The organism is Gordonia sp. NPDC003424 (genome assembly GCF_053588655.1).
The window spans coordinates 1-13,117 of sequence record NZ_JBSFQJ010000027.1 but is presented as its reverse complement, the minus strand read 5'-3'; the positions used below and the strand labels follow the sequence as shown (position 1 = coordinate 13,117).

Annotated in this window: 14 protein-coding genes and 1 tRNA gene; 3 read left to right on the top strand and 12 right to left on the bottom strand. The window is 64.4% G+C overall.

Going from position 1 to position 13,117, the window contains the following annotated elements; genetic code table 11:
• Window positions 1-27: 27 nt before the first annotated feature.
• Window positions 28-1,410 carry a UDP-glucose dehydrogenase family protein gene (locus ACWDTI_RS25410; RefSeq protein ID WP_449740912.1) on the bottom strand — a complete coding sequence of 461 codons (1,383 nt, stop codon included), beginning with the start codon at window positions 1,408-1,410 and terminating at the stop codon, window positions 28-30.
• A gap of 86 nt (window positions 1,411-1,496) precedes the next feature.
• Window positions 1,497-2,090 carry a dCTP deaminase gene (dcd, locus tag ACWDTI_RS25405; RefSeq protein WP_449740911.1) on the bottom strand — a complete coding sequence of 198 codons (594 nt, stop codon included), beginning with the start codon at window positions 2,088-2,090 and terminating at the stop codon, window positions 1,497-1,499.
• Between the two features lie 122 nt (window positions 2,091-2,212).
• Here dcd and ACWDTI_RS25400 point away from each other — a divergent pair.
• From ACWDTI_RS25400 to ACWDTI_RS25390, 3 genes are all read left to right on the top strand, one after another.
• Window positions 2,213-2,283 (top strand) — tRNA-Gly (locus ACWDTI_RS25400).
• Between the two features lie 164 nt (window positions 2,284-2,447).
• The gene (locus ACWDTI_RS25395) at window positions 2,448-3,470 is read left to right on the top strand and encodes a hypothetical protein (protein WP_449740910.1); all 1,023 of its coding nucleotides are present in this window, start codon (window positions 2,448-2,450) and stop codon (window positions 3,468-3,470) included.
• Window positions 3,471-3,733: 263 nt separating this feature from the next.
• Window positions 3,734-4,057 carry a hypothetical protein gene (locus tag ACWDTI_RS25390; protein WP_449740909.1) on the top strand — a complete coding sequence of 108 codons (324 nt, stop codon included), beginning with the start codon at window positions 3,734-3,736 and terminating at the stop codon, window positions 4,055-4,057.
• Here the strand turns inward: ACWDTI_RS25390 and ACWDTI_RS25385 are convergent.
• The 10 genes from ACWDTI_RS25385 to ACWDTI_RS25340 all read right to left on the bottom strand — a co-directional run bounded on the left by ACWDTI_RS25385 (window position 4,054) and on the right by ACWDTI_RS25340 (window position 12,969).
• A complete protein-coding gene (locus tag ACWDTI_RS25385) occupies window positions 4,054-4,614 on the bottom strand; it encodes a tyrosine-type recombinase/integrase (RefSeq protein WP_449740908.1) in 561 nt (186 codons plus the stop codon). The genes ACWDTI_RS25390 and ACWDTI_RS25385 overlap by 4 nt on opposite strands.
• 94 nt (window positions 4,615-4,708) lie before the next feature.
• Window positions 4,709-5,551 (bottom strand): tyrosine-type recombinase/integrase, encoded by an 843-nt coding sequence (locus ACWDTI_RS25380; RefSeq protein WP_449740907.1) that lies wholly within the window; start codon window positions 5,549-5,551, stop codon window positions 4,709-4,711.
• Window position 5,552: 1 nt separating this feature from the next.
• A complete protein-coding gene (locus ACWDTI_RS25375) occupies window positions 5,553-6,188 on the bottom strand; it encodes a recombinase family protein (protein ID WP_449740906.1) in 636 nt (211 codons plus the stop codon).
• A 238-nt stretch (window positions 6,189-6,426) separates the two neighbouring features.
• Window positions 6,427-6,702, bottom strand: coding sequence for a hypothetical protein (locus ACWDTI_RS25370; protein WP_449740905.1), 276 nt, complete (start codon window positions 6,700-6,702; stop codon window positions 6,427-6,429).
• A 584-nt stretch (window positions 6,703-7,286) separates the two neighbouring features.
• Window positions 7,287-9,545 (bottom strand): bifunctional DNA primase/polymerase, encoded by a 2,259-nt coding sequence (locus ACWDTI_RS25365; RefSeq protein WP_449740904.1) that lies wholly within the window; start codon window positions 9,543-9,545, stop codon window positions 7,287-7,289.
• A gap of 454 nt (window positions 9,546-9,999) precedes the next feature.
• Window positions 10,000-10,935, bottom strand: a complete 936-nt coding sequence (locus ACWDTI_RS25360) for a hypothetical protein (RefSeq protein ID WP_449740903.1) — start codon at window positions 10,933-10,935, stop codon at window positions 10,000-10,002.
• Window positions 10,932-11,255, bottom strand: coding sequence for a hypothetical protein (locus tag ACWDTI_RS25355; protein WP_449740902.1), 324 nt, complete (start codon window positions 11,253-11,255; stop codon window positions 10,932-10,934). The genes ACWDTI_RS25360 and ACWDTI_RS25355 overlap by 4 nt, the downstream gene beginning before the upstream one ends.
• A gap of 778 nt (window positions 11,256-12,033) precedes the next feature.
• Window positions 12,034-12,393 carry a hypothetical protein gene (locus ACWDTI_RS25350; RefSeq protein ID WP_449740901.1) on the bottom strand — a complete coding sequence of 120 codons (360 nt, stop codon included), beginning with the start codon at window positions 12,391-12,393 and terminating at the stop codon, window positions 12,034-12,036.
• Window positions 12,390-12,611, bottom strand: a complete 222-nt coding sequence (locus tag ACWDTI_RS25345) for a hypothetical protein (protein ID WP_449740900.1) — start codon at window positions 12,609-12,611, stop codon at window positions 12,390-12,392. Before ACWDTI_RS25345 ends, ACWDTI_RS25350 begins: the two co-directional genes overlap by 4 nt.
• Before the next feature lies 1 nt (window position 12,612).
• The gene (locus ACWDTI_RS25340) at window positions 12,613-12,969 is read right to left on the bottom strand and encodes a hypothetical protein (protein ID WP_449740899.1); all 357 of its coding nucleotides are present in this window, start codon (window positions 12,967-12,969) and stop codon (window positions 12,613-12,615) included.
• Window positions 12,970-13,117 lie beyond the last annotated feature (148 nt).

The following is a 13,117-nucleotide window of genomic DNA, read 5'->3' as shown; positions in this document are numbered from 1 at the left end:
AGTGTGCTCAAGTGGACATTCGGGGTATCAACGTAGCACGTCGACCTGCGGCAATGGGTGGCGACGGAGTGGGGCGGTGGATCTCACCGGACCGCCGAGCGCGTGGTATTGCCACCCGGCGTGGCGCCAGTTCGTGGCGTCGAGGCATCGCCGGCCGTCGACGATGACCTTCTCGCGGACGGTGTCGGCGAGTTCGTCGGGTGTCATGTGCACGAACTCCGCCCACTCGGTCGCGACGACGACCACGTCGGCATCCGTGCACGCGTCCGACACGCGTTCGGCGTAGGAGAGCATGGGGAACATCCGCCGGGAGTTGATCGAGGCCTTCGGGTCGAAGACGGCCACGCACGCACCCCGCAGGGCGAGTTGGGCGGCGACGTTGAGCGCCGGGGAGTCACGGACGTCGTCGCTCTCGGGCTTGAAGGCCGAGCCCAGGACCGCGATGTTCCGCCCGAGAACGTGACCGCCGCATGCGCGCGACACCAGTTCGACCATCGCGACGCGACGCCGCATGTTGATCGAGTCGACCTCGCGGAGGAATCCGACCGCCTCGGCCGCACCGACCTCCTCGGCCCGGGCCATGAATCCGCGGATGTCCTTGGGCAGGCATCCGCCACCGAAACCCAGGCCCGCATTGAGGAATCGGCGCCCGATGCGCTGGTCGTATCCGATGGCGTCGGCCAGGGTCGTCACGTCGGCGTCGACGATCTCGCACACCTCGCTGATCGCGTTGATGAAGGAGATCTTGGTGGCCAAGAAGGCGTTCGCCGACACCTTGACCAATTCGGCTGTGGCCCAATCAGTTCGAATGAAGGGTACGCCGGCCTCGAGAATCGGGCGATAGACCTCGCTGACGACCCGCTCGGCGGTCGAGTCGATGTCACCCGGATCGGTGCCGAGGACGAGGCGATCGGGTTCGAGCGTGTCCTCGACGGCGAAACCCTCCCGCAGAAACTCCGGGTTCCAGGCCAGTTCGATCCGCGATCCGGGTGCGGCGAGTGCCGAAATCCGTTGCGCCAGAGCCGACGCGGTGCCCACCGGGACCGTCGACTTGCCGATGACGAGATGATCGCCGCGCAGGAGCGGGATCAGGGCATCGGTCGCGGATTCGACGTGGGAGAGGTCGGCGGCGAAACTGCGGGCCTTCTGCGGGGTACCGACGCCGAGGAAATGCACCGAGGCGAATGCCGCGACCTCATGATAGTCGGTGGTGAACCGCAGGCGCCCGGCGGAGATGTTGCGCCGCAACACATCCTCGAGCCCGGGCTCGAAGAACGGCACCTCGCCGGACTGCAGCCGGGCGATCTTGTCGGCGTCCACGTCGATGCCGAGGACGTCGTGGCCGAGCTCCGCCATGCACGCCGCATGCGTCGCACCGAGGTATCCGCATCCGATCACCGTGATCTTCATGCCTCGATGGGTACGTGGCGTTTTCGGCGATGCCGCAACGACGACGTGACGGCGGCCGATCGATGTGGTGAACAGACGAAAACTCGTCAGTCCGAGCGCTGAGGCCGCTCCGCGGGCTGCGTGAAGTTCAGGTATGCCTTCGACGGTGTGGGCCCGCGCTGCCCTTGGTACTTCGAACCGACGGCCGCGCTGCCGTAGGGATGCTCGGCCGGGCTGCTCAACCGGATGAGACAGAGCTGCCCGATCTTCATGCCGGGCCACAGGGTGATCGGCAGATTCGCGACGTTGGAGAGTTCCAGCGTGATGTGGCCAGAGAATCCAGGATCGATGAAACCCGCCGTCGAGTGCGTGAGCAGGCCGAGCCGACCGAGCGACGACTTGCCTTCGAGCCGTCCCGCGAGGTCGTCGGGCAGCGTGCACACCTCCAGCGTCGAGCCCAGCACGAACTCGCCGGGGTGCAGCACGAACGGCTCGCCCGCCGCCGGTTCGACCAGGGTGGTCAGCTCATCCTGCCGTTGAGCCGGGTCGATATGCGTGTAGCGGGTGTTGTTGAACACGCGAAACAGGCTGTCAAGCCGCACGTCGACGCTCGACGGCTGGACCAGCTCCGGGTCGAACGGGTCGAGGGCCAGTCGGCCGTCGGCGATCTCGGCGCGGATGTCACGGTCGGAGAGCAGCACGGTGTGAGGTTATCGGACGGCGACCGGCCGACCGCGCTCAGCGGAAGGTTTTCCGGTGGCGGTCGAGCACTGTGGCCCAAGCATTTGCTAATCTTGCCGTCGCGAGGTCACCGACCTCGCACGCCGATGTAGTTCAATGGCAGAACATCAGCTTCCCAAGCTGAATACGCGGGTTCGATTCCCGTCATCGGCTCTCACATCACCACAGGTAGAGCGCCGTTTCACACATCGCCGCAACTAACCTGGCGACCTCCACCCCGGCACCACCCCGGCGCGGTGGTGTGTCGTCCCGGGACGTAGCACCACGCTGTGATAAATCTCAGACTGAACGATGCCAACCTGAGAGCCGAGGGCCACGTGGCGCAGTACGGATTCCGAATCTTCCAGACGGAGCGAATGAATGGAACTGGCAACACGCCAGTTCCATTTGTCGACGCCACCTGGGGCGACTTTGTCAACCACTTAGATCTCTCGTACCAGCGCCAGACTGGCCGCAAATGGCACCAGAATCCCCGTGATGCCTTCGATGACGATGGTCGACCATTGCCCCTCGATCCAAACAGCCGCATCGTTCGCTTGGATTGGGTGAAACGTTCTGGCATGTCAGTGTTCTTCGCGCTTTCTTCAGGCAAGAACGACGGCTTTATCGACGCAATGAATGCCGTTGAGGGCGCCCCAGATGAATCAATCAAGCATCTCGCGCCACGACGACAATTCCGCGGTGTCTATGTTTTGCCACCGAGCCAGACGGAAGGCGTCCTCGCCCTGGAAGTCATTTCCCGTTCCTGTCCGGTGTCGTATCTGCAGCAATGGACAAATCGTTGGTCTCAAGAGCTGGTGAAGGCCGATAAGGAAATTGGCGTCACTTCGCACTACTCACGCACCCGGCTCAACCAAATGACCGATAGCGGTCAAGTGGCGTCGCTAATCAACGACGGCAAACCCGAAGAGATAGTCCTCATCGAACATGCGGCACGGGGCAACGGCCTACCCGACGTAGTCCAGTACCGCCTGTCAGCGCCGGTCCGCGAAGAGTTGACCGTCATGGGTACAGTCAAGAAGTGGGTACGAGGGGGTTCCAACCTCACCAAGGCTGAGGGCTTGGCCGAAGCTCGGGCGCTTGTGGGGCCTCAGATCGCCGAAGTCGACTTCGATGACTGCTACATCTCAGTGCGCCACGAGGGACAAGTCCAACATGTCCGACCCGACGCCTACAGTGAGCTATTCACGTACGACAACCGAAGCGAACAGCGGGCAACTACGGAGTTCTACCGCAGGGTGCACGACAAAATGGCATCCCTGGGGCTAGCACGAACGATGGCTTTAGACTTAGACGACTGGCCCACTGGCCTTCCCCAACTATTTGCTGGGTCTGCCTGACGGAGACCCAGCCCGACAGGTTAGCGCCTTGGGGGTGCCGAATGACTGCACGGATGAATCCACTACCTGTGCTGAGGGCGCATGCTCGCACTCTCGCCAACGATACGGGTCCCGACTGGGCGGCGCGTGCCGTCATGTGGGCGGCACCAGTCGCAGTCGGAGGGGCGTCGTACTTCTTCGAGTGGAGGTTCTCGGCTCCGTCTGCTGTCCTGTCCGGGGTCGCGCTCTTGATGGGCGGGTTGCTCAGCACAGCCGGTGTACTCATGACCCTACGACTGAAGCTTACAGACAGAGACGAGGCTCACACCTCCGCAGAGCAGGCCAAACGCAACCTCGACGAAGCGGTGCCTCACGTCCTGACGGCCGCGCTCGCCAGCCTCGTTTCCGCAGTCGTGATCATAATCGCGATGAACTTCCCGACCGCCCCGGATAATCCCGCCATCAATAGAGGGTTCAGTAGCGTCATTGCTGTCACTCTTACGTTCGTCGCGGTCCTTTTCTTGGCGACGATAGTTCGACTCTATGCGGCCTATGTTCAGGTCAACCGCGTTCCAAACGAGTGGAATGGATTTGTTCGTCGCGGCTAACCTCTCAGCCGCACTACGTTCTCGGCCATCGCCGGTGCCGACATCGCGGCCAGGGCCGACATGGCGTCGGCGTGGTCGTCCTCGAAAAGGTGCGCGTAGACGCTGAGCGTGGTCACCGGGCGGGCGTGACCCATAAATCGCGATATCTCCAGCGCGCTGATTCCGGCCGCAACGCACAGCGACGCGTAGGTGTGCCGCAGCGCGTGGAACTTCAGCGCGGGCGGTAGCGCTCGGCCTCCCCGCTGGTCGGTGGCGTGCCGGGCGGTGCGCAGCACTGCCGGACGGAACACCGCCTTGTAGAAGTTCTGGTGTCGTACCGGGTTGGACCAGTCCAGGTCGAGGCGCTGCTCGGCCTCGTCCACGGTGAGCGAGGCCAGGGCGTCGGCGTTGCGCTGCGCCTTGGCTTCCGCCGTCTCGGGAGATGTCCGGTGGGGGTCAATCGCGACGCCGGTAGGTCGCTCGGCGCACAGCCGGAACGCCGGGAACAACGGCGCTGTCGGATCGTGCTCGGGCTTGCCGGGGCCGTGAAGATGGAGGGCCACGTAGTCCCGCAGCACGTCCACCGTCGCCGGGGTCAGCGGGACTCGTCGCCGGCTCCCTCGCGTCTTGGGGGTGTCGTAGCCGCCCGTAGGTCGCGGGCTGAGGGTTCGGTCAACCCGCAGGAGGCCCGGCTTCGGCCTCGCGTTGGGGTTGACCTGCCGTGCCGGGTAGCTCCACGTCGCCCACCTGCAAGCCGCCTATCTCGGCGGCTCTGAGGCCGCTCCACGCGGCCACGTGCACCAGCACGTTGTATGGCCAGGGCGTAGCGGCCACGAGAGCCGACACCTGCTCTGCCGTGAGAAACATGTCGGGGTCGTCGACGACGCCTGGAGTGCCGCTGGTCGCCGTGCGCTCGCTGGGCAGCTTGACGTGATCGGCTGGGTTGTCGCGCAGTAGTCCGTCCACCACGGCCTGCTCCAGCACCATCTTCACGACGAAGTAGGCGTGCCGGACCGTCGACGGTGACTTGCCCGCAGCGGTGAGCGCCTGCACCCATTCCGCGATCTGCTGCCGGGTGATGCTGCCGACCGCCTTACCTCCGAAGGTGGCGATGATCGACAGGTGGGCGGTGCTGTTGCCGTTCGCGTCCTTCCTGGCGCGCGTCTTCGGGCTGAGCAGGTTCTCGTACTCGCCTCGGGTCCTTGGCTTCAGATCAGTCCGGCTCGCCAGCCATGCGTCCGCCGCGTAGGCGAACAGCTGGTCGCGGGGAATGCTGACGCCGCCCGGTTGATGCTTGTCTGCGTTGAGCTTGTCGCGAAAAGCCTCTGCCGCTTTACGATCCGTGAATGACTTCTGCCGACTGCGGTACTTCTTGCGGCCTTCGGGGTTGTCAGGGTTCACCGGGATCGGTAGGCCGCGCTCGTCGGTGACCGCCTCGCGCCACACCACTTCGTGGCGTTTTGTATTGCGGCCCTTGGCCTTCTGGGTCGTGGAGTGACTACGCAAGTAGGCCACGTCAGGCCGCCTTTCCATTGCTGTTGAGCCGTGCGAGTACGCGCCGCACGGTGGAGTACGACCACGTGTCGCCGCCCGTCGCCGTCGGGACTCCCTCCGCGGTCAATCGGCCGGCGATGGCCTTTGCGCCGAGGCCCTGCGCCGCGAGCACCTGAATTCGGCGCTCGGTCGCCTTGCTGATGAGACCCGGCTGCCCCTTACGCCGTTTGGCGTCCAAGGCTTCGCGAGTGCGAGTGCCGATCTTGCGGCGCTCTTCGGCTGCCACGGCCAGGCGTACGTCCGCGACGAGCCGCTGGCTTGGGTCGCCGCTGTCCGCACCTTCGGTGTCCAGGAGCCGCCAGCCGTAATCCCCGGCTCGCTTCATCAGTTGTGCAGCGTCCAGCTGGTCGCGAGTTACGCGATCCAGGGCGCGGACCAGGAGACCTTGCGCCACGCCCGACTCCACTGCGGCGATGGCGACCTCGCGCCCGTACATCGCATCGCACTTGGCTCCGCTGACCACGTCGGTGGTGACCGTCAGCAACTCGTGACCGTGCACAGAACACCACTGCGCCAACGACTCCCGTTGCGCCTCCAATCCAAGGCCGCTGTCGCCCTGATCCTTCGTACTCACTCGCACGTACCCGATGACTCTCACTTGCCTTGTCTCCCTTGCTAGGTGGTCCGAGGGGTGCGGCCCTGCCCGCGCCCCTTGCACCCCCAACACTACCGGCGCGCCCGCTTTCGTGATGCCGAGTGCTGTTGTCTTACTTGACCATTCGCCAGGTGAGCCACCACGCCAGCGGCGCTGTGCCGTTGACGCGGCGTGGTGGGCGTACTGGTGCGGGCCGCGCCCTCCCGGCCTGCGTGCATGGCACTGGGGCCGGTCCAACGGGCTATCCCCAGCGCCGGGGCCGGGCGCGGCGCGCAGCGGGCGGCATGGGCGACGTACGCCGTACTTCGTCCAGCGCGTCCGCGAGGTCAAGGAAGCCCGACGGCGACGCCGCAGCCGTCGGCTCGGCGGCGTCCCGCTGTGATCGCTCGGCTTGCTCCTCGCGTTCGGCGCGGGCGGTGGCGGCGTCCTCGGCCTGGATCGCCGCGATCTCGTCGACGATCCACTGCGCGTTGGGGTCCACTTCCTCACGGCCCGAATCATTCTCGCGTTTACTCATTCCAATCTCCTTTGTTTCGAATCAATTCCGCGGTGTACTGGCCTCGCGCGGAGCGCTCCGGTTCCCCGGACGCGGGACGGTCAAATGTCGTCTATCGGGGTCAGTTCCGACCATCGGGGCCAGACGGGCGCTCCACCTCGTCCAGAACTGTTTGTACCAACCGTTGTATTATGGCTCCGGGGCCGAGAATTCTCTGGCCGACTCCCAGACCTATGCGCTTTTGCGATTCGCGCTCCGCACAGTTTTCTCCTTCCTCCGTTGGAATCGTTCGCGGGGCTGCGTTCTTCCTGTCGCCAAGGCGTGCGTTCTCGGACATTCAATTCCTCTGCGTTGGAATCGTTCTCGTCTATATCGTTCCTTGCGTAGGGACGGGCGGGGTACCAGATGCAGCCAGGTGGGGTACTGGGGTACGTGTACCCCACCGCCTGCGCCCTGTTTTGGCCTCGCGCCCACCCGCGAGTGGACCAATTTGCTTGCTACCTGGTCTTTTACAGTTTGTCGACTCAACGTCGGGTTGGGTTTGGGTGCGGCAGGTGGGGTACACGTACCCCATGTACCCCACCTACGGGCAACGGCGCACACCGCTACTCCACCTCCTTCCAGACGACGCTGTAACTGCCTTGACTGCCTCCTGCCTTGCCGATGACTCCTGCTGCCACAAGGCGATCCACGGCTTCGTCGTAGTGGTCTCGCAGTTCGGGGCGCAGCTTCTTAACGCCGTCGCGCCGCGTCATGCGACCTGCATTCTGAACGTGCTTGCGCACATTCTTGACCGCGCGTTCGAGTTCCGCTGCGCCGACCACCTCCGCCTTGGCGACCTCACGCTTGCCCTCCGCCCGACCTTTAGCAGTGTTTGCCTCGTCAGCCCGATCACGCAGCACCCCCAGCGTCTCCGCGCGGGTGCGATTGCTCAGGGCCATAACGATTCCCGCGAGTTCCCAGTCCTCATCTGTGACGGCCTCGGTCCGGCCATTCAGCCACATCAGCGCCCCGGCGATCTTCAGCCGGGTCATGGTGGCGTGGCTGTCGAGTTCGATGCCGAAATCGCCGGCGAGCTTCGCTTTACGTTCAGCGTCGACGAGGTCGACGACGTCTTGCGGGACACGCACCACATGCAAGGCGTCCACGTCGGCCGGGGTGTCAAGTGCGAGTTCCTGGACGTCGAACGAGATCACCGTCTCACCCTGGTCGCCATCCCGTTCGGTGTGTTCGCGTACATCGGTGACCAACACCCCGCCCGGCCATCGGGGCAGCTTCAGCGGCCCGGGATTGTCCGGTGTGTGCTCCGATGGGCACGACAGGTCAGTGACCGGAAACCACAGAAATCGTTGCGGGGTCCCTCCGTCGGCGTCGTCAAAGAGCGTGCGCGACCGCCCCGGCTGCACACCGACGACCATCGTCATGCGGTAGCGGTGTTCTTCAATCCGGTAGCGGTTCTCTTCGGCCTTGTAGCCGAACCCGAGCATCTCGCTCATCCAGGCTTGTCGCAGCACACCTCCCAACGTGGACCCGCTGCGGGCCAGCAACGCGGCCAGGGTGTCGATCTCGGGCACGCTGAACATAACCGAGTTGCGAAGGTTCACCTGTTCGGACTTCTTCTTGTACGCGTACTCGCGGGTGAGTCCTTCGCCGCTACCCGACGTCGCCTTGTACACCACAGGATCGGTGATCAAGAACTCGCGAGCGGCAGCCTCCGACGCTCCCTTGCCTCCACCGGACGGCGCGACTATCGCCGAAAAGATGTTCAGCCCGGCGTGCCCACCCACCAGCGGTTCGAAAACCACCGACGGCGGAATCACCGCGACCGCCCGCGCAAGCACGCAACCAAACATCGACCATGGACCCACCCGACGCGACCGGGCAAAGTCCCTCAGCTGAGCCAACTCTGGCCGAGCCGACCAGAAAACATCTTCGTCGATGTGTTTGTCGCGGTCCATGCGTTGGCGCAGGGCCTCGGGATCTTCGTCCTTCACCTGCGCCGCAGCCCATGCCAACGCTCCGTAGAACTCGCCCGTTCCCGGCGTGTCCCGGTCGGCGGCGCTACGACTCTCCGATCGGAACGCGGAATGAAACTCATCTTGGAACATACCGATCACGTCTTCAACCGAATATGCCCCGGCTCGCACTTCGCGTAGCGCCCAGCACAATACGTCGACAATGCTGTTGTGAATGCTCGCACCGCCGTGAACTTGCGCACGGAACCAGTTCTGCGGCCCACTAATCCGGCCGGATTGTCTGCGATGGTCGTGCTCGGGGTTCTGCAGAAATTCTTTCAGCTCCCCTTCGGTCAGAGCCGGGGCTTCGTTGTCCGGCGCGTGCTCCGGTTCGTGCCGAAGAATCTCCGCAAGAACGTCTGGCAGCTGCGGCACAACACCTTCTCCCATCCAGGTGTACTCGCCGTCCCCTTTGACGTGAGGCGTGGGGGCCACCATGATTACGCCCTTACTCCGGATTTCCCCGTACGGACCCCACGCTTTCGCTCGGTCCGAGTAGTCCACGCCCCCGTTGGCGAACACGTAATGCCCGCGATCGGTCTCGCCGGCTCTCGACTTCTGCCACACGCCCTGACGCAGCTCTTCCGCCCACGCGGGCGGCAGCACATCGAAGCTCGGCTTGTCGAAGTCGAATACGACACCTCCACTGCGGCCAGGGTGCAGGGCAATCCCGTAGTCGGGATTCCTGCTCCACCATTTGCGGATCTGCTCGGTGTCGCGAGTGGACTTGTGCTGCCAATCGTCTCCGACCACACTCCCGGGGTTCTTACTCCCCGGCGCGACCGGCAGCACGAACCAGCCCGCCTCCGCGTAAGCCAAGGCCGATTCTACGGGGATGAGACCGTTCACTCTTGGAACTCGTAATCTACTCTTGCCGTGATTATTTGGTGATAGTTCGGCCTCAGGAACGCCGCTATACTTAGTCATTGAGTGCCCTTCTCGGGGGTGTTCGAAGTGTCGCTGATGAGGACGCCGCCCGCCTGCCACAGATCGGGCGGCGTCTCTCGTTGAGATGGGTCACGTTGCCCCGCAACAGAACCCGTATGATTAACTGGTCAGCTACGGCTGACGTCTGCCGCACCAGCAGAGTGAGGCGCGCCGGGTAGAGCTCGGCGCGTCGCCTGCGGTCCGCCGGCGATCTCCACGTCGCCTAGCAGCGGTTGACCTTGGGTGGCAGCGCCCGTTACCCGCGCCGCATCATCTCGGCGGCCAGCGGCCCGCTCAGGCCACTCCAAAAGGCATCCCAGCGGCCCGGTTACGCCGCCCAGCAGCACCCCCATAGCGACCCAGAACAACCCGGCGATCATCGCCGGCTCTCGCACGGATAGCCATGGCGGGCGTCCCAGCCGTCAGGCTGGTAGTAGTCCGGACCGTCACCGATCTCATCCATGCACACGGGGCAAGTCACAAAGCAACGCAGCGATCCGCCGGTGCTGACCAGCATCACCGGGAGCTTGTTCCAGCCGGTGTCTGAACGAGGTTCGTCACGGCACCACCAACAACCCCATTCCGCGAACTCCTCGGCCAACATGCGGGTGACACGGAAAGCCGTGTACCCGACCGGGACCGGGAACGCTGCAAATAGCAAGCCGTTCATCACTTCATCCGATGGACGGTCACCGTAACGATCAGCAAGTTCACGTGCGACGTTCGTAGGACTGCCGGGAATCTTGCGTCCGTACAGCATCACTCGCTTGCCTCCGCCCAACATCGCAGTGCCAAGCTCTTCTTGGATGTATTGACGTTCGCGACGAGCCAGCGCCGCCCGCTTGCTGGCCGGTCGAGACACCGGCCCCCGATTCACCAACTCATCGCGAAGTTCGTTGGCGGTGTACTCAGCCCCATTCGGCTTCGCGGGAAGCACCCCTCGCGCGGGTAAGTCGCTGTGCAAGTAGTCCAGCGGCACCGCATTCAAGAATCCGTCCCGCCCTTCTACTTCCGGGAACGAGAATCGATACTCGCCTGGATCGTGGATCAGCTTCGTGATCTCATCGGCAACGCATTGCGGCATCCGCTCCCACGGGGTGAACGTCACGCCGTGGCGCTCAGGGCCGGTCACTGTCACGTCTAGCAGTTCGTTCTCGAGATCTGCCAGAAAGTGATCCGGCCCCATCGTTGTGCGGATTGCGTCAACTACCGGATCGCCGTACGCGAGTTCGTGGGGGTTCGGATCGGTCGCAGCCGGAAACGATTCCAGCCATTCAGGATTGGACCCTTGGGTTGGTTCAGAGTCACTCATGCCGCACCTCCCTGCGAGATCGCGGGCCGCTGCATACCCATGATCCAGTCGTAGAGCGCCCGCTCGGAAACCCCGTTCATCGCGGCGATCTTGTGGACGGGTAGCTCTCGGCGCTCCATCCCCCGTCGCATCCGCGTCGACGTAATCGGCACGTCCAGAACGTCATTGCAGAATCGGACGGCGGCTTCGCGCCCGATGATCGTCGGTAGATCGTTGAGTTCGTCGCGGCGAATGACGCGACGCCGAGGTCGCTCGTCGCGACCGCGTTGGGGATTGGAAGGTGGAGTGGCCGCGATAGTCGCGGGCCGCACTTGGGACATGATCGAACCTTTCTTCGGATCTGATGGGAGGCTCTGCCGAGTGAGTGAGACGGCTATCTCATTGCCGCCGTGCGTAATCGCGCAGAAATCTCTGAGTCAAATCCGGAGCCAATCTGTCCAAGTGGTCGTCCTGTTGTTGTCCGCGTATATCACGGTTGTCCTGGGAGGACCCAGCTATTCCGGGTAGAACCACACCGCTTGGCCGGTGCACCGTTAACAGTAGGCCGGGGGCCGGGGGTGCGCAAACACACGTTGCCGCCATACCCTCAGTGCGCGAACGAAACTCAGTTGCTAGTCGCAACCCACCGGACTGAATTTCCGAGCAGAGCTCAACGCTGAGCCGCTTTGGAATGCCCACGGTCTACGAACGTGGGCAAAACGAAGTCAACGGCGTTTCCTCAAAACCGATTCACCCGCGTACTTGTGTGACGGAAGTCACAGCCATCGTTCCCGCGTCAGTGACCGAGTCCGAACAGACCGAAACCCCGCCGAGTGCCAGGGCAGGTACTCGACGGGGTTTCGGGTTCCTCGGTCCCTTGCGGGACCTCGGTGAGCGAGAGGCTTCGTTACCGGCGGAGCCGTCTCGCTCGTCGCCCGCGCGGTACGTCTACCGCGAGTACTCGGGACGGACACGTCGACGTCCCTGCTGGGTGGCGGGTTGGGCGCTCAACCCGCCGGGCTTGTGTAGTTGTGTGGCCTGGAGGCCATTTAGATCGGGCTGGCCGTCGCCCCTGGCGACGACGCGGGGCCGTGGGCGCACCGGCGACCGGGTGGTGCGTCAACGCCGTAGCCGCGTGCCTGCGGCAGATCGCCGGCTGATCTTCGCAGCGCCAACCGCCTTGCCGATCTTGTATCCGGCGGCGCTGGTTCCCGCGACGAATGCGTTGGTGGTCGCCGCGCTGACCTTCACGCTCGCCGGGGCTGGGATCGCCGCTCCGACGGCCGCGCCCGCGAGCGCCGACCGGCGAACGGTGCGCCGATCTCGCTTGGTCGTGGCCCGCTTGCTCGCGGCGATCTCCTCGACACCCTGCTCGGCGCGGTTCAACGCGGCCTGCGCCTCGCCGAGCGCAGCGGTCACCTTCTGGCCGGGGGTGGCGGCGAAGCGGCCTCGGCGGTCGCGGCGATATGCGCGGCTCACGTTCCGCCGCCCCGCGAGTGCCGCTCGTCGAGTTCGTCGGCCAGGGCGCGGAGACCGTCGGGATCGATCGCCTTGGGCGTCCTACCGCCATATCGACCGCCCTGGCTCGGCGGGGCGTCCTCCAGACCGGGCGGCGTGAGGCCCCGCCCCCAGCTCATCTCGCCCGCGTCGGGACCGTAGTCGGGGGCGTTGGCCTGCAGCCATTCGGGGCTGGTCACGTCAGTTCCAGCTCCACGTTGGCGGGGTGTAGCTGCCCGACGCCTTGATCTGCACCACGCAAGCTGCGCCACGATAGCGGACGCCCGTCCCAAACGACCTCTGGAAGAAGCTGTCCTGCAGCGGGTACCGCTGGTCTCTGCCTGGGATCAGCCGCAATCCGATGTAGCTCGGGTTGGCGTGCTGGCGGAACGCCACGGGATTGATGGCGGCGTTGGGTCCGCCGGTCGCCACCACGGCCACGTAGCCGACCGGCAAGTAGTACGACGGGACGATCCACGCTGGTCCCCAGCTGCCGAGCACTTCCAGCCCCCCGAACTCGCCCGGCGCGACCTGCCCGACGACGTTCTCCTCGGTCAAATACGCCGGGGCGCTTGCACTGGGAATGAAGTCGTACTTGCTTTCAATGCCGTTAGCCTGAATTTTTCGTGCTGATTTGCTGTGGCGTCGTGTTGATACGCGAAAGTGCCTGTCTCACAGGGCATGATCCGATTTGTTCAGGATCAAC